General features: G+C 68.6%; 19 protein-coding genes. 9 read left to right on the top strand and 10 right to left on the bottom strand.

The genetic code is table 11. The features are described from left to right. Window positions 1-114: 114 nt before the first annotated feature. On the top strand, window positions 115-966 hold the full coding sequence (gene sigJ, locus P3X83_RS35155) for an RNA polymerase sigma factor SigJ (protein ID WP_277309660.1): 852 nt from the start codon (window positions 115-117) through the stop codon (window positions 964-966). 68 nt (window positions 967-1,034) lie between these two features. Then, on the top strand, window positions 1,035-2,201 hold the full coding sequence (locus P3X83_RS35150) for an FAD-dependent oxidoreductase (RefSeq protein WP_277309659.1): 1,167 nt from the start codon (window positions 1,035-1,037) through the stop codon (window positions 2,199-2,201). 84 nt (window positions 2,202-2,285) lie between these two features. On the opposite strand, the gene P3X83_RS35145 is transcribed toward P3X83_RS35150, so the two are convergent. After that, entirely contained in the window at window positions 2,286-3,089 is an 804-nt protein-coding gene (locus P3X83_RS35145) for a PhzF family phenazine biosynthesis isomerase (protein ID WP_277309658.1), read from the bottom strand. A 167-nt stretch (window positions 3,090-3,256) separates the two neighbouring features. On the opposite strand from P3X83_RS35145, the gene P3X83_RS35140 reads away from it, so the two are divergent. Beyond that, window positions 3,257-3,640, top strand: coding sequence for a cell division protein SepF (locus tag P3X83_RS35140; protein WP_277309657.1), 384 nt, complete (start codon window positions 3,257-3,259; stop codon window positions 3,638-3,640). Between the two features lie 279 nt (window positions 3,641-3,919). Here the strand turns inward: P3X83_RS35140 and P3X83_RS35135 are convergent, their stop codons facing one another. From P3X83_RS35135 to P3X83_RS35115, 5 genes are all read right to left on the bottom strand, one after another. After that, a complete protein-coding gene (locus P3X83_RS35135) occupies window positions 3,920-4,213 on the bottom strand; it encodes a hypothetical protein (RefSeq protein WP_277309656.1) in 294 nt (97 codons plus the stop codon). 141 nt (window positions 4,214-4,354) lie between these two features. Beyond that, window positions 4,355-5,683: a hypothetical protein gene (locus P3X83_RS35130; protein WP_277309666.1), complete on the bottom strand. Its 1,329-nt coding sequence runs from the start codon at window positions 5,681-5,683 to the stop codon at window positions 4,355-4,357. Window positions 5,684-5,910: 227 nt separating this feature from the next. Beyond that, the gene (gene argS, locus P3X83_RS35125) at window positions 5,911-7,644 is read right to left on the bottom strand and encodes an arginine--tRNA ligase (RefSeq protein WP_277309655.1); all 1,734 of its coding nucleotides are present in this window, start codon (window positions 7,642-7,644) and stop codon (window positions 5,911-5,913) included. A gap of 107 nt (window positions 7,645-7,751) precedes the next feature. After that, a complete protein-coding gene (gene plsX / locus P3X83_RS35120; RefSeq protein ID WP_277309665.1) occupies window positions 7,752-8,765 on the bottom strand; it encodes a phosphate acyltransferase PlsX in 1,014 nt (337 codons plus the stop codon). A 279-nt stretch (window positions 8,766-9,044) separates the two neighbouring features. Then, window positions 9,045-9,605 carry a DUF1707 domain-containing protein gene (locus tag P3X83_RS35115; protein WP_277309654.1) on the bottom strand — a complete coding sequence of 187 codons (561 nt, stop codon included), beginning with the start codon at window positions 9,603-9,605 and terminating at the stop codon, window positions 9,045-9,047. Between the two features lie 231 nt (window positions 9,606-9,836). On the opposite strand from P3X83_RS35115, the gene P3X83_RS35110 reads away from it, so the two are divergent. Next, entirely contained in the window at window positions 9,837-11,162 is a 1,326-nt protein-coding gene (locus P3X83_RS35110) for a lysine 2,3-aminomutase (RefSeq protein WP_277309653.1), read from the top strand. Window positions 11,163-11,300: 138 nt separating this feature from the next. Here P3X83_RS35110 and P3X83_RS35105 read toward each other — a convergent pair whose 3' ends face one another. The 4 genes from P3X83_RS35105 to P3X83_RS35090 all read right to left on the bottom strand — a co-directional run bounded on the left by P3X83_RS35105 (window position 11,301) and on the right by P3X83_RS35090 (window position 14,237). Beyond that, window positions 11,301-11,468 (bottom strand): hypothetical protein, encoded by a 168-nt coding sequence (locus tag P3X83_RS35105; RefSeq protein ID WP_277309651.1) that lies wholly within the window; start codon window positions 11,466-11,468, stop codon window positions 11,301-11,303. A 90-nt stretch (window positions 11,469-11,558) separates the two neighbouring features. After that, window positions 11,559-12,095: a YbhB/YbcL family Raf kinase inhibitor-like protein gene (locus P3X83_RS35100; protein ID WP_277309650.1), complete on the bottom strand. Its 537-nt coding sequence runs from the start codon at window positions 12,093-12,095 to the stop codon at window positions 11,559-11,561. A 356-nt stretch (window positions 12,096-12,451) separates the two neighbouring features. Then, window positions 12,452-13,312: an ABC transporter ATP-binding protein gene (locus tag P3X83_RS35095; protein WP_277309649.1), complete on the bottom strand. Its 861-nt coding sequence runs from the start codon at window positions 13,310-13,312 to the stop codon at window positions 12,452-12,454. Continuing rightward, window positions 13,305-14,237 carry an ABC transporter permease gene (locus P3X83_RS35090; protein WP_277309648.1) on the bottom strand — a complete coding sequence of 311 codons (933 nt, stop codon included), beginning with the start codon at window positions 14,235-14,237 and terminating at the stop codon, window positions 13,305-13,307. The genes P3X83_RS35095 and P3X83_RS35090 overlap by 8 nt, the downstream gene beginning before the upstream one ends. A gap of 549 nt (window positions 14,238-14,786) precedes the next feature. Here P3X83_RS35090 and P3X83_RS35085 point away from each other — a divergent pair. The 5 genes from P3X83_RS35085 to P3X83_RS35065 all read left to right on the top strand — a co-directional run bounded on the left by P3X83_RS35085 (window position 14,787) and on the right by P3X83_RS35065 (window position 20,544). After that, window positions 14,787-16,427: an ABC transporter substrate-binding protein gene (locus tag P3X83_RS35085; RefSeq protein WP_277309647.1), complete on the top strand. Its 1,641-nt coding sequence runs from the start codon at window positions 14,787-14,789 to the stop codon at window positions 16,425-16,427. A 128-nt stretch (window positions 16,428-16,555) separates the two neighbouring features. After that, window positions 16,556-17,497, top strand: a complete 942-nt coding sequence (locus tag P3X83_RS35080; RefSeq protein ID WP_277309646.1) for an ABC transporter permease — start codon at window positions 16,556-16,558, stop codon at window positions 17,495-17,497. Next, a complete protein-coding gene (locus P3X83_RS35075; RefSeq protein ID WP_277309645.1) occupies window positions 17,490-18,488 on the top strand; it encodes an ABC transporter permease in 999 nt (332 codons plus the stop codon). The genes P3X83_RS35080 and P3X83_RS35075 overlap by 8 nt, the downstream gene beginning before the upstream one ends. Before the next feature lie 9 nt (window positions 18,489-18,497). After that, on the top strand, window positions 18,498-19,544 hold the full coding sequence (locus P3X83_RS35070) for an ABC transporter ATP-binding protein (RefSeq protein ID WP_277309644.1): 1,047 nt from the start codon (window positions 18,498-18,500) through the stop codon (window positions 19,542-19,544). After that, window positions 19,528-20,544 (top strand): dipeptide ABC transporter ATP-binding protein, encoded by a 1,017-nt coding sequence (locus tag P3X83_RS35065; RefSeq protein WP_277309643.1) that lies wholly within the window; start codon window positions 19,528-19,530, stop codon window positions 20,542-20,544. The genes P3X83_RS35070 and P3X83_RS35065 overlap by 17 nt, the downstream gene beginning before the upstream one ends. Window positions 20,545-20,613: the final 69 nt, after the last annotated feature.

The raw sequence follows: 20,613 nt of genomic DNA, 5'->3' as shown, positions 1-20,613 counted from the left end.
AGTAGGTCGCCGCCGCACGATCTTTGAATATGAAGGGGAGGGGTTCCCGCGCTTCGGCGCTGGGAGCCCCTCCCCTTCTGCATGTCCGGACCCGGGCCGTACAGTTGACCCGTTGTGGACGACTTCGAAGCTCATCGCGACCATCTCTGGGGGATCGCGTACCGCATTCTCGGCTCCGTCGCCGATGCCGACGACGCCGTTCAGGAGGCATGGCTGCGCTGGCGGCGTGCCGGCCAGGCGGACGTCGAGAACGCCCGTGCCTATCTGACGACCGTCGTGAGCCGGGTCTGCTACGACGCCCTCACCTCCGCGCGGGCTCGTCGTGAGTCCTATGTCGGTGAATGGCTCCCTGAGCCGGTGGTGTCGGAGCCGGGTCCGGAGGACAGGGCGACCCTGGACGAGTCGGTCAGCGTGGCGCTGCTGGCCGTCCTCGAACGGCTTTCGCCGGCCGAGCGGACCGCGTTCGTGTTGCACGACATCTTCGGCATGCCATTCGAGGAGATCGCGAGCGTGCTCGGCCGTAGCGCCGGGGCGGTACGGCAGCTCGCGTCGCGGGCGAGAGGGCGGGTCCGGGAGTACGGCCCGCGCCGTACGCCGCCACGGGCGGTTCACCTGAAGGTGGTCGAGGCGTTCACGGCCGCGGCCACGACCGGCGATCTGCCCGCCCTGGTGGCCGCGCTGGACCCGGACGTGGTCTGGCACACGGACGGCGGTGGTGTGGTCACCGCGTCCATGGTTCCGGTCGCGGGTGCGCCCAAGGTGGCGAGGCTGGTGCTCGGGCTGGTCAATCGCTGGCTCGACGGGATGTCCATCGCGTTCAGGGATGTCAACGGCGCTCCGGGCGTGGTGGTGCTCACCGCCGATGGCGAGGTCGACTCCGTTGTGGCGTTCACCGTCGACGACGATCGCGTCACTCGCGTCGACGTCATGCGGAACCCCAACAAGCTCAGGCATATCTCCGTGTGAGGCACATCACTCAGACGTTCTCGTCGGCCGGTCGGTCTCCCCTGTGGACGACGACGAAGGAGGCTGGCATGAACATCGTGGTGATCGGCGCCGGATACGCGGGGATGACGACCGCCCTCCGGCTGAACCGTCGGCATCGGATCACGGTCATCAGCGCGGAGTCGCACTTCACCGAGCGGGTCCGGCTGCACGAGTATGTGGCGGGACGGCCGAGCGTTTCCACTCCCCTGGCGAAGCTGACGCGCGGTACCGGCATCGAGCTGGTGACCGGCCGGGTGACGGAGCTGGACCTGAAGGCGAAGACCGTCAGGATCGCGGGCGGACGCGAGGTGCCGTACGACACCCTGGTCTACGCGCTGGGCAGCCGTACGGACATGAGCCTGCCCGGGGTCGCCGAGCACACCTACACGGTGGAGCGGGCGAGTGAGCTGCGTGGGCGCCTGCAGGCCGGCGGCGGGAACCTGGTCGTGGTGGGCGGTGGGCTCACGGGCATCGAGATGGCCACCGAGCTGGCGGAGCGTCACCCGTCGTGGAGCGTCGGGCTGGTGGCGAGTTCCACGGTCGGCGCGGGCCTGTCGGACAAGGGGCGCAAGCACATCGCGGGGGCGATGGAGCGGCTGGGCGTGACCATGCACGAGGACACGCGGGTGGAATCGGTGGACGAAGGGGTGCTGCACACCAACCGCGGCCACATCTCGGCGGATGTCATCGTCTGGGCGGCTTCGTTCACCGTGCCGGCGGTGGCGGCGGAGGCCGGGCTGGCGGTCGACAAGAAGGGCCGGGCCCGGGTGGACGGCACGCTCAGGTCGGTGTCGCACCCGGATGTCTACGTCGTCGGAGACGCGGGCGCGGTGGAGGTTCCGGGGGCGGGCATCTCACGGATGTCGTGCGCGATCGGCATGCCGATCGCCGCCCACGCCGCCGATGTGATCAATGCGCGGGCGGCGGGGCGCAAGGCACAGGACTTCCGCTTCAGGTACATCATCCAGTGCATCAGCCTCGGTCGTCGTGACGGCGTGATCCAGATGGTGCGGGGCGACGACTCGCCGACCGAGCGTGTGCTGACCGGACGGAGCGCCGCCTGGGTGAAGGAGCAGATCTGCCGCTTCGCGTTCGGGTCGCTGGGCGGGGAGCGCCGCCTGCGTGGCAGCTACATGTGGCTCAAGGGCCCGCGCCGGGGCGCGGGGCGGCCCACCACTCACGGTGAGACCGCCCCGGCGAGCGCTGGGCGCTGATCAACCTCGTTCTACTTAATTGTCCTAGATTTCGTATCTTGCTACGGGTTTAACGTGGTTCGCGCGGGTAGCGTGGAACTGTCGTTAGATCGGAGTGGCATGCAAGTCGGCGCTCATGACCATCACGGCGTGTCCGCCGAGCATGACCCTTTCGCTCACGTGGCGGGTGTACACCAAACCGCCACGTGGCGAGAGCTGGGCTCCCACGAGATCCGGCCTGGCGAACCGTTCCGACCAGTACGGCGCCAGCACACAGTGCGCGGACCCGGTCACGGGATCCTCGGGCACGCCGACGCGCGGAGCGAAGAACCGGGACACGTAGTCGGCCTCGCCCGCCTCCCCGTCCGCGGCCGCGGTGACGATGACGCCTCTGGCCTCCACCGCTTTGAGCGCCGCGATATCGGGGGCCAGCGCGCGTACGGCGCTCGCCGACTCCACCTCCACCAGGATGTCGAACTGGCTACGGCCCACCCATCTCGGAGTGACCCCCAGGGCCTCCGTCAGCCCCTCCGGAGCGGGGGCGGACTCGGGTGGGTTCGCCGGGAAATCCATGTTGATCAAATTGTCCGGGCCGCGATTCACGGTCAGGATTCCGCTCAGGGTCGAGAATTGGATGGCCTCCACCGCGGCGCCGATCGAATACAGGACATGTGCCGTCGCCAGGGTCGCATGCCCGCACAATGCCACTTCCACCGCAGGTGTGAACCAGCGCAACGAATACGGCTGACTGCCGTCCAGGCCGGTCACGAAGGCCGTCTCGGAGAGATTCATCTCCGCCGCGACAGATCTCATCCACGTGTCGTCAGCATCAGAGTCGAGCAGGCAGACCGCTGCGGGGTTACCCTTGAACGGTTGCCTGGTGAAGGCGTCGACAGTGAACATCCGCATGGGGACAGGTTATCGGGGGAGGATAACCGTTCGCTCTCCGGGATTGAGCCGTACAAAATAGGAAAGTGTTGGGCGTGTCGCGTGGCGAGCATCGAATCGTCGGTTAGCGTCCATTGTGTCGGGACGAGCCGAATGAGGCGCGTTCCTGATGAGGAAAGGACGAGCCGATGGGGGCAGTGCGCAAGGTAGCCAGCTATCTTGGCCTGGGCAACGTTGATCAGTACGACGAGCCCTATGAGTACGAAGGCACGGAAGACGAAGAGTGGATGCCGGCGTCCGAGCGGGCGGCGCGCAGGTGGCACCAGGCCGGCGAGCCCGCGCGCATCGTCATGGTGCAGCCGCGTGAGTACAACGACGCGCCCACCATTGGCAGGCACTTCCGTGAGGGCCAGACGGTCATCATGGACGTGACCGGCATGCCGATGGCCGAGGCGACCAGAATGGTCGACTTCGCGGCGGGTCTCGCCTACGGCTGCGAGGGCCGAATCGAACGGATCGCGGAGAAGGTCTTCCTTCTCGCCCCGGCCGACGTCGAGATCTCCGCAGTCTGACTCCGGCCGCCGAGGCCACCAACGGACATCCCCCCTCCAACGAGCCCCGGCGACCTGCTTCCTACACCGTAGGACCGACCGCGTCACAACCCACACCAGCGGTGTGGCGGCCCGAACCCCAGCCGCCACACCCGCTGAACCTCATTGACCCCCGCCACAGGGCCTACCTCGCGTCGCGGCGCACCATCGTGCGCCTGTTCACCGTCGCGGTCGCAGCGCCGCACATCAGCCTTCGGGTAGTCCAGACGTCCAGGCGGGTGGGGGCCTCGGCGACGGTTTTCAGCCTTTGTGATCCGCCACGTGGCGGATCGTGAGGTGCGGGGAACTCGCCGGCGCCATGGCCTCGTCGAGGAGTCGTCTCTCCGCCTGACTCAGCGTCGGGTTGGCGGCCCGTATTGCCAGAGCCCTCTCCAGGTCGATCGCATGGTCGGCGTCGCCGAGCAGGGAGACCAAGATCGTCCGGGCCGGGGACGCGTCGACCCGCGGGCCCACCGCCACCTCCGCCAAGATCAGAGCGGACATCCCCCAGTCCAGCGAGGGCGGCCCCTCCCTGGCATCGGCCCAGTCGATCACCACCGGCCCCCGGGCGTGAGCGCCGGGCGAGGCCCATTGGGCGTGCCCCGGTACGGCCCTGACGGCGCGGCGGCCGCACGACGGCCACGGCAGCCCGACGGTGTACGGCGGTGCGGGTACGAGTGGAAGAGGCGCCGGGGGTTAGGCCGCGCGGGGGCCTCGGCGGATTAGGCGGGTCAGGTCGGTGAGGTCGTCGGCGGCGGTGTGGGCGCGGGTTTCGGCCTCTCGGGCGTATTCGTGCATGGCCCAGACCGCGCCATCCGCCAGTTCGCGTAGTTCGGTGGTGCGGGCGGTGACGTATTCGCCGTCGGTGCGGGCCTGGGCTTTCTGGCGCCACATCAGGTGTGCGGCGAGGGCGGCCAGGGCGGCGCCGGGGATGAGCAGGAGCAGCAGTGGTACGACGAAGGCCGCGACCGCCAGGATGGCGCTCAGGGCGGCGGCGAGGTGGCCGGGCCAGGGGCCGCGTCGGCGGGGGACGCCCTCTTCGGTGACGCGGCGTTCGGCGGCGGCCATGGACTCGGGGTCGGGGCCTTCGGGGAGCAGGACGATGTCGTGGCCGAGGATGGGCACCGTGACGCGGGACGGCGGCGTCGCCGTGGTCGCCTCGGCGAGATCTTCGGCGACGGAGCGGACGATGGGCGCGACGACGTGCAGGGCGACGGCCGCGAGGTCGGGGTCGGCCCCGGGGCTGAGGTCGTCGCGCAGGTGACCGACGAGGGAGCCCATGGGGCCCTCGGGGCCGCCCGCGCCGATCAGGGCGCGGAGCACCGCGAGCGGCTCGTCGTGCGCCCAGGCGGACGCGGGACGGCCCGAGCCGTTGCGCATCGGCGGCGAGGCGCTGTCGTCGGGACGCTTGGACGAGGTGATCTCCACGCACCGGCCGTGCAACCTGGCGAGCTTGGCGGCGGCCTGGGCGGGCGCGGCCATCTCGGGGATCTCGGCGAGCTCGGGGTAGTCCACGAGCGAGTGAGGTACGACAACCGCGGGGTTGCCTGGTATGAGCGAGTCCAGCCAGCCGTCGATATCGGTTTGAACCGGGAGGTCCACGGCGTCGAGCTTGCGCAGCACGAAGATCTTGCCGGCCGGGCCGTACGCGCCCCGCGCGGCGGTGACCCACAGCGCCCGCTGGCCGTGCGCGACGGGCTGCTCGGCCGACAGGTCGCCGAAGGCGATGCCGAGCCAGGAGGCATGGATGCGGTCGCCCTGGCCGGCCACCGCGAGGGCCAGGCACAGGAACAGCGCGGTGCGGCGCTCGTCGCGCTGCGCCGCCCTGGCGAGGGGTTCGAGGGCGTCGGCACCCGACATGAGCGCCACCAGCGACTCCATCGCGGGCGGCAGCCAGTAGCCGTCGAGGTCGGTGAACGTGCCGGGCAGGGTGGGGGTGGCTCCGCCCGCCGCGAGGTGCGCGAGGAGCGCTTCGGCGCTGCGATGGAGCTCCGTCGCGGCACGGGGGCTCGCGGTCAGATCCATGCTCAAGCGGGAACCCCCCGTAGACGCTGGGTTCGTCCGGACATGGGTGACTCCCGCCGCTGTCTCATGCCGGACATTCCAATGACCGCGCAAAGCCTAACCCGGGAGGTCTTCATGTCCACGGAGGCGCGCCCAGAGCAGGCGTTCCGGGACCACCCGGTGCCATCCGGTCGCCGGAACGGTCCCGACCGGCGACCGACCGCGACCGACCGGGCGGCCGGCGGTGGTCACATGCGGTCGGGGACCGGGACGCCCAGGAGGTCGAGGCCCGTGTGGAGGACCCGCAGCGTGAGCGCGCACAGGGCGAGCCGGGAGGCACGGACCTCGGGCGGCACGCCCTCCTTCACCACCGGGCAGGTCTCGAAGAACCCGGTGAACGCCGTCGCCGTGTCGAACAGGAACGCGCACAGCCGGTGCGGCTCGGCCGTCTCGGCGACCCGCTCGACGACCGCGGGGAAGTCGAGCAGTTGCAGCGCCAGCGCCCGCTCGGCGGGCTCGCCCAGGTGGATGGGGCCGGTGACGGTGCCGGGGTCGACGCCGCCGCGCCGGAAGATGGAGCGGATCCGGGCCTGCGCGTACTGCATGTAGGGGCCGGTGTTGCCGGTCATCGCCAGCATGCGGTCGAAGTCGAAGACGTATTCGCTCTCGTGGCTGAGCGACAGGTCGGCGTACTTCACCGCGCCCATGCCGACGGCCCGCGCGATCTCCTCACGGGTGGTGTCGTCGTAGCCCCGCTCGGCGATCGCGGTGCGGGCCCGGTCGACGGCCTCCTCCAGGAGCTCGATCAGCTTGACCGACTCGCCGGAGCGGGTCTTGAACCGCCGGCCGTCCTTGCCGAGCATCATGCCGATCCGGATGTGCTCGGCGGAGACCGACTCGGGCAGCCACCCGGCCATCCGGGCGGCGGCGAAGACCATCTGGAAGTGCAGTGACTGGTCGTTGCCGACGACGTAGAGGATGCGGTCGGCCTTGAGGTCGTGCACCCGGTAGCGGACGGCGGCGAGGTCGGTCGTGGCGTAGCCGTAGCCGCCGTCGCTCTTGCGGATGATGAGCGGCAGCGGCTTGTCGTCGGAGCCGGTGAAACCGGGCGGGAAGACGCACAGCGCGCCCTCGCTCACCACCGCCACGCCGGACGCCTCAAGGTCGGCGCAGGTCTGGGCGAGCATGTCGTTGTACATGCTCTCGCCCGCGATGTCGTCGTCGGTGAGGGTGACGCCGAGCAGGGAGTAGATCTTGTTGAAGTAGCGGATGGTGGCGTCCATGAAGACGTGCCAGAGCCGCAGCGTCTCGGGGTCGCCGGACTGGAGGGTGGTCACCCGCTCGCGAGCCCGCCGCTTGAACGCCTCGTCGTTGTCGAACTTCTGCCGGGCGGCCTGGTAATACGGCGTGCCCTCACCCGCCTCGAGCTGCGCGACGGCGGCCTGTTCGCCGATGTCGAGCAGGTGCTCGATCAGCATGCCGAACGGCGTGCCCCAGTCGCCCAGGTGGTTCTGCCTGACGACCCGGTTGCCGAGGTGCTCGTTGACCCTGGTCAGCGCGTCGCCCACGATCGTGGTGCGCAGGTGGCCGACGTGCATCTCCTTGGCCGCGTTGGGCGCGGAGTAGTCGATCACCACGGTCTGTGCCGGGGTGATCGTCGGGACCCCGGCGCGCGGGTCTTCGAACATCCGCTCCGCCTGTTCGGCGATCCACTCGTCGGCGAGGGTGATGTTGAGGAACCCCGGGCCGCTGACCTCGACCGTGCCTGGGAAGTCGGCGAGCCGGTCGGCGATCGTCTGCGCCACGTCTCGGGGCTTGGGACGATCGGGCAGTCGCCGCGCCAGGCTCATCGCGACGTTCGCCTGGAAGTCGGCGAACTGCGAGGGCCGGATCAGCGGGTCCGCGTCGGCGAACTCCGCCCCGAACGCGTCGGCCAGCGCCTGCTGGACGCGCTCGGTCAGGACGAGCTGCGGGTCGGTCATGCCCCTAGGGTATCGGCTGCCGATCCATGGCCCCAACGGGTTTGATCTCCCTGGTCACCGTGCGAATCGCGGTCCTGGGAAGCGTAAGCGGGAGTCACGCGTGGGACTCACGACCAAAGGCGGTGCGGGCGGTGGGAGGCGGCGATCCGCTCGCCGATCCTGGCGATGGTGCCGGCCGCGGCCAGCCGGGCCGCGAGGGCGCACGCGGCGGCGATCCCCTTGGCCCTGGACGCGCCGTGCGCGATGACGACCGTGCCGTTCAGGCCGAGCAGGACGGCGCCGCCGTACGCCTCGGGGTCGAGCCGCCGCCGCAGCCGTCGCAACTGGGTGCGCTGGAACAGCGCGCCGAGCCTGGCCAGCCGGCTCCCCTCCACGGTCTCCTGGAGCTCGCCGATGGTGAAGCGCACCGCGCCCTCGACGGTCTTGAGCGCGACGTTACCGGTGAAGCCGTCGGTGACGACGACGTCCACCGCGCCGGTGAGCAGGTCGTGGCCCTCGACGTTGCCGTCGAAGGTGAGACCGGGCGCGGACACCAGAAGTTCATGCGCCCGTCGCGTGAGTTTGTCCCCCTTCTCGGCCTCCCTGCCGATGGTGAGCAGGCCGACCCTGGGGTTCGGCACGCCGAGCGCGGTCTCGGCGTAGGCGACGCCGAGATGGGCGAACTGCACGAGCATTTCCGGCTTCACCTCGGCGTTCGCCCCGGCGTCGATCAGGACGGTGGGACGCGGCAGGGTGGGCAGCACGACGGCGAGCGCGGGCCGCAGCACGCCCTGCTGGCCGCGCAGCCGCAGGCGTCCGGTGGCCACGATCCCGGCGGTGGATCCGGCGGACACCACGGCGGAGGCGTCGCCTCTGCGCACCAGGTGGCAGGCCACGGCGATGCTCGACCGGGGACGGCGCAGGCTGGCCAGCGCGCCCGCGCTCATGTCGAGGGCCTCCTCGGCGCGCACGATCGGGATCTGCCAGGCCGCGTCGTGCTCGATCAGGGCCTCGTGGAGCGGGCGGGGGGCGCCGACGAGGACCACCGGCACGCCGTATTGCCGCAGCGCCTGGACGGCTCCCGCGACGATCTCCACCGGCGCGTGGTCGCCGCCCATGGCGTCCAGGGCGATGGGGGCCACCGGCGCGGCCGGTTTTTCCGGTGCCGCCGGTGCTGTCGGTGCCGCCGCTGGGACCGTGCCTGACCGGCCGTCGGCCGCGCCGGCGGCTTCGGCGCCGGGCTGGCCGGATGGGTCGGTCTCGGGCAAGCGGTCACCTCGTGCGGAGTGTGTCTCACCGCATCGTAGGCGCAGCTTACGCGGTCACTACCAGCGGGGAGGCCCTGTTGGGCAGGGTCGGGCGGGGTCGGGCGGGGATGGGCCCGGTGGACGCGCCCGCCGGAGGAGTCGCGCGGGGAAGCCTCAGGGAACGACCATGATCTTGCTGAAGACGGCCCGGCCGGTGATCCGGATCAGCGGCCCCGATTCGTCGTCCCGCCCGTGGCCCGCCGCAGTGACGACCTGACGCTTGCCGAACAGCACCCCGCCCTCCTCGACGACCCGTGCGTTGGGCGGGACCCTGACGATGAGCTTCCCGCAGAACGCGTTCAGCTCCAGGGTGATCTCGCGGCCGGGCAGGACGGCCTCGGTGAGGTCCACGATGAGGGCGCCGAAGGTCGATCGCATTTCGGTATGGCGGGCGGGCACCCACCTGCCGCCCCTGATCACCTTGCTGAAGATGGCTCCGACCTGCTGTCTCTCCATCGATGCGGCGGGCATGGTCCCGGTCGGGGCCGGGAGGTCGCCGGTGATCGGTACGAGATCGCCGACTGTTACGGCCGAGTAGGTCGCCGCGAGCCGGTCGGCGTGTTCGACACTGGTGAGACGACCGGTGGCGAGGGCCTCGGCGAGGACCGTGGCCACTTGGTCGCGCTCGGCATCGGACGCGCGTTGATCCGCTTTGCCGGGTAGCGCACTGCTCATGGGTCCGAGTGTACGTCGAACGAGATATGTCGCGATAGTGTCCGCTTTACGCTGAACTTAGCGACCTTGTGAAACCCCTTGTGAGCAGGGGGATCGCTGGATGCCCAAAGAAACTTGGGTCTCCCTGGAACCACCCGAGGGGGTTCTCACGTCGGGGTATATGAAAATTAGAGGACGCACGAGCCGGTCGAGAGGTTTACGTCTCGGAAGAGAAAAGGAGGGAAGGGCCTAGTGATCTTGAAGCAGAACGGTAGTCGGGGGTTCCGTGCCTACACCACCAAGCACCTGGACGAACTGTTGCAGCGTGCCGGACTCGACGACGAGGAGCGCTTGCGGATCCGGGCGGTGGCCACGGTTCTGCCGTTCCGGACCAACGCCTACGTCGTGGACGAGCTCATCGACTGGACGGCGGTGCCCCACGACCCCATGTACCGTCTGGTCTTTCCCCAGGCCGACATGCTGCCCGAGGCGGATGTCAGCCGGATCGCCGGGCTTCTGCGCGCCGAGGCGGCCAAGAGCGAGATCAGCGCCGTCGCCCACGACGTGCGGATGAAGCTCAACCCCCACCCCGCTGGACAGCTCCAGCTCAACATTCCCCGCGTCGGGCAGGAGCAGGTTCCCGGGCTCCAGCACAAGTACCCCGAGACCGTTCTCTTCTTCCCTAAACAGGGGCAGACCTGCCACGCCTACTGCACCTACTGCTTCCGCTGGGCGCAGTTCGTCGGCGAGCCCGACCTGAAGATGGCCTCCGACGACATCGGGCAGCTCGTCCGCTACATCCGCGCGCATCCCGAGGTGACGAGCATCCTGCTCACCGGCGGCGACCCCATGATCATGCGAGAGCCGGTGCTGCGGCGCTATATCGAGCCGTTGCTCGAGGTCGAACAGCTCGAATCCATCCGTATCGGCACCAAGTCGCTGGCGTACTGGCCGCAGCGCTTCATCTCCGACCCCGACGCCGACGACACCCTGCGGCTGTTCTCCCGGGTGGTGGAGTCGGGCAAGAACCTCGCGTTCATGGCGCACTTCTCGCACCCGCGCGAGATCGAGCCGGAGATCGTCCAGCAGGCGGTGCGTCGCATCCTGGACACCGGCGCGGTGATCCGCACGCAGGCGCCGCTGATCCGCTCCATCAACGACGACGCCGAGACCTGGGCGATGATGTGGCGGCGGAACCTCACCCTCGGGATGGTTCCGTACTACATGTTCGTCGAGCGCGACACCGGGCCGCAGGACTACTTCGCGGTGCCGCTGGCCAGGGCGTACGAGATCTTCCGCGACGCGTACTCGTCGGTCTCGGGGCTGTGCCGTACCGTGCGGGGCCCGTCGATGTCGGCGACTCCGGGCAAGGTTTGCGTGGACGGCGTGACCGAGGTGGCCGGGCAGAAGGTCTTCGTGCTGCACCTCATCCAGGCGCGTGACCCGGAGCTGGTGGGCCGTCCGTTCTTCGCGCGGTACGACCCGCACGCGACCTGGCTCACCGACCTCACCCCCGCCTTCGCCGACCGGTTCCCGTACGAGCCGGCGCCGGTGGGGGCGGCCCGGCTGTCGGCCTGAGGCCCGCTCCGGGCGCCGCCAGGAGGCCGCTGGCGGGCCTGTGAGGGCCGGGCGGCGGTCATGGGCCGGGGCCTGTACGGCGAGCGGCCGGTGCGCCCCACAGGGCGCACCGGCCACTGGAGGAACCCCCGCGACCCCTCAGAGCCCCACCGCCGACCGGCGCAGGCCGGTACGGCGGGCGATCTGGGCCTGCAGACGCGCCATCTGCCAGTGCAGCTCCAATAACTGCTCGGCGAGCTGGGCGCGCGGGATGTCTGCTGGGTCCTCGGCTGCCAGGTGGTCGATCGCGGTCGACAGATCTCTCATCGCGCGCCCCTTGTTGACGGCGTCTCCCGATCGAAACAACGTTCGAATCATAGCGGAACGCCGGTCGCGCTGTCAGGGAGTTGCCCGCGCTCAGGTCTCGTACACGGGGGCGATGTAACCCCGGGCCAGCGTGTTGCCGGTGATGTTGAAACCGACCACGGCGGGCGGGGTGTCGGAGTCGACGCCCAGCTTGTCCACGCCCAGGGCGTGCACCGCGAACACGTAGCGGTGGGGGTGTCCGGGGGGCGGTGCGGCGCCGCCGTACGACTTGCGGCTGAAGTCGTTGCGGGCGTGCACGGCGCCCTCGGGGAGGCCCTTGCCGTCACCGGACCCGGACGCGCCGCTGGGCAGCTCGGTCACGTCGGCCGGGATGTCGAACAGCACCCAGTGCCAGAAGCCGCTGCCGGTCGGGGCGTCGGGGTCGAAGCACGTGACGGCGTAGCTCTTGGTGCCCTCGGGACCGGGGGACCAGCGCAGGTGCGGCGAGAGGTTCTGTCCGGGCATGCCCCAGTCGTCGAACACCTGCGCGTCCGGCAGGGTCTGGCCGTCGACGACGTCGTCGCTCTCCACGCTCAGCGCGGGCACCTGGGGCAGGAAGTCATACGGGATTGGCGGCCGCTGCGACACGGGTCTACCTCCGATGGTTCTGATCCTTCATGACCATCCCCATCTTGCTCGCCCCACCCCACCCCCGCGACCCGGGACACACCTCCCGGGTGACGTCGCGACGCGGAGCGTCGCAATCAAGCCGGGAGGGCGCGCCGATGCCTGGACTGAGGAGTGAAGGAGTGAGGAACGAGCGGATGAGCGACGAGGGAAGGCGGCGGTCATAAGCGCCCGAGCCGCGACGCGGAGCGTCGCAATCAAGCCGGGAGGGCGCGCCGATGCCTGGACTGAGGAGTGAAGGAGTGAGGAACGAGCGGATGAGCGACGAGGGAAGGCGGCGGTCATAAGCGCCCGAGCCGCGACGCGGAGCGTCGCAATCAAGCACGGTTGTAGGCCGCCAGGACTTCCTTGGGGCCGCCGTCCATCTTGATCTTGCCCTTGTGCAGCCAGATGACGCGGTTGCAGGTCTCCTCGATCACGTCGAGGTTGTGGGCGACCAGGAAGACCGTGCCGGCCTCTTGGCGCATGAGCTTGATGCGCTCCTGGCTCTTGCGCTTGAAGTCGCGGTCGCCGGTGGCCAGGGCCTCGTCGATGAGGAGGACGTCGTGTGCCTTGGCGGAGGCGATGGCGAAGCGGAGCCGGGCGCCCATGCCGGAGGAGTACGTGGACATGGGGAACTGCACGAACTCGCCGATGCCGGAGAAGTCGACGATGTCGGAGTACTTCTCCTTCACCTGGCTGGGCTTCATACCCATCGCGTAGCAGCCGAGCACGATGTTGCGCTCGCCGGTGAGGTCGCGCATCAGCGCCGCGTTGACGCCCAGCAGGGACGGCTGGCCGTCGGTGTACACCGCGCCGGAGTGCGGCGGCAGCAGGCCCGCGATGGCCCGCAGCAGGGTGGACTTGCCGGAGCCGTTGCGGCCGATGACGCCGATGGCGTCGCCGTGGTGGGCCACGAAGGACACGCCCTTGATGGCGTGCACCTCGCGCATCTGCGGACGGCCCTGCCGGCGGACGAGCCGCAGCAGCGCGTTGGCGGCGTTGCCGCGCTCGGCGTCGGAGGCCGCGCCGTACACGCGGTAGACGATGTGCAGATCGTCCACGATGACCGTGGGGGTGCCGGCGGGGGCGGGGGACGCGGGAGCCTGCGGCTCCACCGGGTGCACCTTGACGTCCTTCGACGGGACGCCGGGTTCCTCCGACTTCACGTGCGACAGCTCCTCGGTCAGTTCAGCCACGGCCGTACCTCTCCTCGGCGCGCCAGAAGAACCAGAAGCCGACGAGCAATGCGAACACTGCCCAGAATACGCAGACACCCCAAATCCATGGCGGGGCATCGTGTCGCTGGAGCAGGATCTCGCGCATCACTTCGATGAAGGCGGCCGCCGGGTTCATGTAGAGGATGTCGGACACGATCCCCGGCAGCTGCGCGGCGTGGATCTTGTCGCCGATCGCGAAGAACACGCCGGAGGAGTAGAGCCAGGTCCGCATGATGAACGGCAGGAGCTGGTTCATGTCGCGGGCGAAGGCGCCGATCCGCGCCAGGACCAGGCTCGCGCCGATGTTGAACATCGTCTGCAGCAGCAGCGCGACCGGGATGAGCAGCCAGGCCCAGGTGATCGGCTCCTGGGTGACCAGCACCAGCACGCCCAGCACGCCCATCGAGATGAAAAGCTGTTGCAGCTCCTGCACCGTGTAGGCGAGCGGCAACGCGGCCCTCGGGAAGTGCAGCGCCCTGATCAGCGACAGGTTGCCGGAGATCGACTTGGCCCCGCCGCTGACCGCCCGCTGCGTGTAGGTGAACACGAACATGCCGGTGATCAGGAAGGCCGGGTAGTTATCGATGTCCTTGCTGGTGCCGAGGATCACACCGAACATCACCCAGTAGATCCCGGCGTTGAGCAGCGGGGTCAGCACCTGCCAGAGCTGCCCGAGCGCCGAGTTGCTGTACTTGGAGATGTTGCGAGAGGTGGCGTAGGTCAGCACGAAGTGCCTGCGCTCCCACAACTGGCGCAGGTAGGCGGGCAGACTTGGGCGTGCGATGGCACGCCGAAGCCCGTATCGCGCGGCGAGCTGGGCCAGCGACTCCTTCCCTGGGGAGGGGGTGCCGTCTTTCCGGCCGCCCGCCCGGGCGTCCGCGACGGCGGATTCCGGCTGGCTCATGGCAAGGACTCTATTGGATCCTGGTGATTGGGGTGCCTGCGATGGTGGTCTGTTCGGCCCGGCGTGCACAGCGGGTTGGACGTTGCCTGCCCAAGAGCGGTTCCGTGGCGTATGCGAGGTTCCGCAAGCCCTGCCCCGGACCGGCCCCGCGAATCGGAAGCCGGGTCAACCGTAGCCCACGGGAGGGTTCCGTGTCGGCAAGCACGCGGGTGTCGAGGCCGTCCGCGTATTTCGGCGCACGGCGCGCGCCGTGTATGCGAGTCAACATCCGGCTATCCAACTGTCTGGTTGGTTTGTCGCGCAGACGACCCGTTTGAGCGCACTTAGCGGAATGCGTGTGACGCCCGGCGGGCGTACGTGTGACCGAACTGCAACGCGCCAGAGACTTGGTGGTGAGAAGTAGTGCGGGATTGTAGCGATCGACTGGCAGGGCGTCGGCTGGTTCGACCGCGCGGCCGGGGCGGGGGTAACCAGGCCCCTTTCCTCGGTTGCTGGGAGAGCATCGCAGCTCAAGAACCATGCCCACCTGAGAGGGAGGAAAGACCCACAATGCGTGTGACCAAGGGCGCAAAACTTTTCGCCGGTACCGCGCTGCTCGCTCTCGCGGTCGCCGCGTGCGGCGGCGGCGGCGACAGCGGCTCGCCTGGAGCCACCAGCAGCGGTGGCGGCGACACCCCAGTCCGGATGGAGATCGGGGAGCCGCAGAAGCTGTTCTACCCGAGTGACACCACCGAGACCGAGGGCGCTGAAGTCCTCGCAGCCATTTTCGCCCCGCTGGTGAGCTACAACGACCAGAAAGAGACCGTGAACGAGGTCGCGCAGTCGATCGAGTCCACGGACAACACCGTCTGGACGATCAAGCTCAAGCCCAACTATACCTGGCACAACGGCGAAAAGCTGATCGCGCAGAACTACATCGACGCGTGGAACTTCGCCGCCAACCAGGAGAACGTGCAGTCGGCGAGCTACTTCTTCGGCCGCATCAAGGGCTACGCGGACCTGAACCCGGGCGAGGGCAAGACCCCCTCCACCAAGGAGATGTCGGGTCTGAAGGCCGTCGACGACACCACGCTTGAGGTGACGCTCGAGAAGCCGTTCTCGCAGTTCCCGGTGATGCTCGGCTACACCGCGTTCTACCCGCTGCCCAAGGCCGCCTTCGGCACCGACGGCAAGGTGACCGAGGACTACGCCAAGAAGCCGATCGGCCAGGGGCAGTTCTCGATCGACAAGCCGTACGGCAAGGGCACGGACCAGGCGATCAACCTGACCCGTTACGACGCCTACCCGGGCGCGAAGCCGAAGTTCAGCAAGCTGCAGTTCAAGGTCTACACCAGCACCGAGACGGCCTACAACGACCTGCGCGGTGGCCAGCTCGACATCGTCGACCAGCTCGCGGCCTCGTCGATCTCGACGGCCAAGACCGACCTCGGCGAGCGGTACATCGAGCAGCCCGACGCCGGCATCGGCTACGTCGGCTTCCCGCTGAAGTACAACAAGGACTACGAGAACGTCAAGGTCCGCGAGGCCATCTCGATGGCGATCGACCGTCAGACGATCGCCGACAAGGTCTTCTCCGGCACCCGTGCCCCGGCCGACGACTTCATCAACCCGGCCATCTCGGGTTACAAGCAGGGCGCCTGCGCGGTCTGCGTCTACGACCCGGCCAAGGCCAAGGAGACCTACGCCGCGGCCAACGGCCCGAAGAAGCTGGAGCTCGGCTACAACGCCGACGGCGGCCACAAGGAGTGGATCGAGGCCGTCGCCAACAACCTGCGCGCCAGCCTCGGCGTCGAGGTCGCGGTGAAGCCGTTCGAGAAGTTCCAGGCGATTCTCGACGAGCTGGACGCCAAGAAGTACACCGGCATGTTCCGGATGGGCTGGGCGATCGACTACCCGTCCCCCGAGAACTACCTGACGCCGATCTTCTCCACGGAGGCCGCGAAGACCGGCTCCAACTACGCCGGCTACTCCAACAAGGAGTTCGACGAGCTGCTCGTCAAGGGCGACACGGCCGACACGCCGGAGGCGGGCCTGGAGTTCTACCGCCAGGCGGCCGACGTCCTGAACAAGGATCTCCCATACATTCCCGTTTACTTCTACAAGATCAACGCGGGGTATTCAGAGCACGTCAAGGGTGTGAAGATTAACCTGCTCAACCAGGTTGAGTGGGAGTCCGTCGAGAAGGCCTAGAAGGATTCCTCCGAGGGCCGGGCGCGTGGCTGCGTCCGGCCTGAGGGGAACCGCGATGAGGGCAGTCTGCTTGGCACCGCAACCCTGGGTACCGAGGCTGCCCTTTGCGCATGTATGGGAGGCTTTGAATGGGCCGCTACGTCATAAGACGTCTGATTCAGGCGATCCCAGTCCTACTGGGCGCCACCCTGTTGATCTTCGCTACCGTCTTCGCACTGCCTGGTGATCCCATCGCGGCGTTGGCGGGAGAGAAGCGCACAGACCCCACGGTCGTCGGCATTCTGCGCGAGCAGTACCACCTGAACGACCCCCTCATCGTCCAGTACGGCTACTACATTCTGGGCGTGCTCCGCGGAGACCTCGGCAGGACCTATGCCAACGTCGAGGTGTCCGAGCTGATCTCCGCGAAGTTCCAGGTGACCATCAACCTGGCGATCACCGCGCTGCTCCTGGAGGCCGTGATCGGCGTCGGTCTCGGCCTGTGGGCGGCGCTGCGCCGCGGCAAGGCCACCGACACCGCGATCCTCGCCTCGACCCTCGTCCTGATCTCGGTCCCCGTCCTGGTGACCGGCTTCGTCCTGCAGCTCGTCCTGGGCGTCCAGCTCAAGCGCTGGACGGGCGTGACGATCTTCCCGATCGCCGGCGTGGCCGACGGCTGGATCAGCTATGTGGTGCCCGGATTCGTCCTGGCGGGCACATCGATCGCGTACCTGACCAGGCTCACACGTACCAGCCTGGTGGAGAACCTGCGCGCCGACTACGTGCGAACGGCCGTCGCGAAGGGACTCCCTCGAAGACGGGTGATCGGCAGGCACGCGCTGCGGAACGCGCTGATTCCGCTGATCACCTATCTGGGCGCCGACCTCGGCACGCTGATGGGCGGCGCGGTGATCACCGAATCGATCTTCAACATCCCCGGAATCGGGCAGGAACTGTTCAGATCGGTGCACGAACGGCAGCAACCCGTCGTCGTAGGCATCGTGACGATCCTGGTTCTCGTGTACATCCTCGCGAATCTGATCGTCGACCTGCTCTACGCTGTGCTGGACCCGAGGATCCGCTATGAGTGACATTCGACCCGCAGGCCCGCTGCACCCCGAGGCCCAGGAGAAGGACGCCCTGGACCAGGTGGCCCCGGCCGTCGTCCCCGAGACCACGGAACCGGGCACGTCGCCCGAGGCTCCCGCGCCGAAGAAGAAGGAAGGCAAGCCGGCCAGCCTGTGGAGCGACGCCTGGTACGACCTGCGCAGGCGTCCGCTGTTCATCGGCTCGGCGGTCCTGATCTTCATCCTCCTGGTGATGACGCTCTTCCCCCAGTTGTTCACCTCGATCGACCCGTACGACGCGGTGAACTGTCCGCTCGCCGAGGCCCGCAACCCGCCGAGCGCCGCCCACTGGTTCGGCCAGGACAACCAGGGCTGCGACGTCTATGCCAAGACCCTCTACGGCGCACGCGTCTCCATTCTGGTCGGCGTGAGCACCACGATCGTTACAGCGATCTGGGGCGGACTCTTCGGCCTGATCGCCGGTTTCCGCAGCGGCGCGACCGACGTGGTGCTGTCCAGGACCACCGAGATCTTCTTCGCCATCCCGCCGATCCTGGGCGCGCTGCTCATCCTGGTCGTGTTCGGCCGGGGCAACGTGTGGACGGTCATGCTGGCGCTGGCCGTGCTCTCGTGGCCGATGACCTTCCGCATCATGCGGGCGGCCGTCATCACCGCGAAGAGCCAGGACTACGTGGTGGCGGCGAGGGCGCTGGGGGCCGGGGCCGGGCGGATCATGTTCCGGCACATCCTGCCGAACGCGCTCGCACCCGTGATCGTCATCGCCATGATCAACCTCGGCGGCTTCATCTCGGCCGAGGCGGCGCTGTCGTACCTGGGCGTGGGCATCCAGTCACCGGAGATCTCCTGGGGTCTGATGATCGCCGACGCGCGTGACCGTTTCCTGGAGGCGTGGCACCCGCTGATCTTCCCCTCGATCTTCCTCAGCATCACCGTCCTGGCGTTCATCATGCTCGGCGACGCCGTCCGCGACGCGCTCGACCCGAAGCTGAGATAAGGGGGATCCGTGAAATCCGCGAAGAACACCGCCACCGCAGTGTTGCCCGCCGAGGGAGGGCTGGGCAACGACCCGCTGCTGGAGGTCGACGGTCTGCACGTGGAGTTCGTCACCCGAGCCGGTCTGGTCAGGGCCGTCAACGGGGTGTCCTACACCCTCAACGCCGGAGAGAGCCTGGCGGTGCTCGGGGAGTCGGGGTCGGGTAAGTCGGTGACCGCGCAGGCGATCATGGGCATTCTCGACATGCCGCCCGCGAGGATCCCCAAGGGACAGATCCGGTTTCGCGGCACCGACCTGCTCGCGCTGAGCGAGGAGGCGCGTTCGCAGGTCCGCGGCCAGCGGATCGCCATGATCTTCCAGGACGCGCTGTCCGCGCTCAACCCGGTCTTCACCGTCGGGTGGCAGATCAGCGAGATGTTCCGGGTGCACCGGGGCATGTCCAAGCGCGACGCGGAGAAGAAGGCCATCGAGCTGATGGAGCGGGTCCGCATCCCCGCCGCCAGGCAGCGACTGCACGACTATCCGCACCAGTTCTCGGGCGGCATGCGCCAGCGCATCATGATCGCGATGTCCATCGCACTCGACCCCGAGGTGCTGATCGCCGACGAGCCGACCACCGCGCTCGACGTCACGGTGCAGGCCCAGATCATGGAGCTGCTCGCCGAACTGCAGCGCGAGAGCAACATGGGGCTGATCCTGATCACCCACGACCTGGGCGTGGTGGCCGACGTGGCGGACAAGATCGCCGTCATGTACGCCGGGCGGATCGTGGAGAACGCCCCGGTGCACGACATCTACCGCACCCCCGGCCACCCCTACACCAAGGGACTACTGGAGTCGATCCCCCGGGTCGACCTCAAGGGCCAGGAGCTCTACGCGATCAAGGGCATGCCGCCGAACCTGCTCGACATGCCCACCGGTTGCGCCTTCCATCCGCGCTGCCCCTACCGGCAGGACAACTGCGTCACCGACATCCCGCAGCTCAACGAGATCAACCCGGACCGCAACAGCGCGTGCCATTACTGGAGGGAGGTCCTCGATGGCAGCCACGGGTGAGCGGGTCCTTGAGGTCCGCGACCTGGTCAAGCACTTCCCGCTGACCCAGGGCATCGTCTTCAAGCGGCAGATCGGGCAGATCAAGGCCGTGGACGGCGTCTCCTTCGACCTGCACAGGGGCGAGACCCTGGGCGTGGTGGGCGAGTCCGGTTGCGGGAAGTCCACGCTGGCCAAGGTGCTGATGGCGCTGGAGCGGCCGACGTCGGGATCGGTCACGATCAACGGCAAGGACATGGCCCGCGCCAAGGGGCGCGAGCTGAAGCGCATGCGCCGCAACGTGCAGATGGTCATGCAGGACCCGTACACCTCGCTCAACCCGAGGATGACGGTCGGCGACATCATCGGAGAGCCGTTCGAGATCCACCCCGAGGTGGCCCCGAAGGGCGAGCGCCGCCGCAAGGTGCAGGACCTGCTCGAAGTGGTCGGTCTCAACCCCGACCACATCAACCGTTATCCGCACCAGTTCTCCGGTGGCCAGCGCCAGCGCATCGGCATCGCCCGGGGCCTGGCGCTCCAGCCGGAGATCATCATCTGTGACGAGCCGGTCTCCGCGCTCGACGTGTCGATCCAGGCGCAGGTGATCAACCTGCTGGAGCGGCTGCAGAACGAGTTCGACCTCGCTTACATCTTCATCGCCCACGACCTGTCGGTGGTGCGCCACATCTCCGACCGGGTCGCGGTGATGTACCTGGGCAAGATCGTTGAGCTGGGCAAGGACCTGGAGATCTACGACAAGCCCGCCCACCCGTACACCCAGGCGCTGCTGTCGGCCGTCCCGGTGCCCGACCCGGACGGCCGCGAGCAGCGTGAGCGGATCATCCTGCAGGGCGACCCGCCGTCCCCGGCGAACCCGCCCTCCGGCTGCCGGTTCCGCACCCGGTGCTGGAAGGCGCAGGAGATCTGCGCCGAGCAGGAGCCGGTGCTCGAAGTGCGGGCCGGTACGGCCCACGAGAGCGCCTGCCACTTCGCCGAGAGCCAGGACGTGGTCCACATCGGCTGAGGCGGTCCACGCACGTCTGAGCCCTCCACAGGCCGGTCTTGTGGAGGGCTCAGGTGTTTCACGGCTCAG

The organism is Spongiactinospora sp. TRM90649 (assembly GCF_029382225.1).
GTDB lineage: Bacteria > Actinomycetota > Actinomycetes > Streptosporangiales > Streptosporangiaceae > Spongiactinospora.
This window is presented reverse-complemented; position numbering and strand designations above follow the sequence as displayed.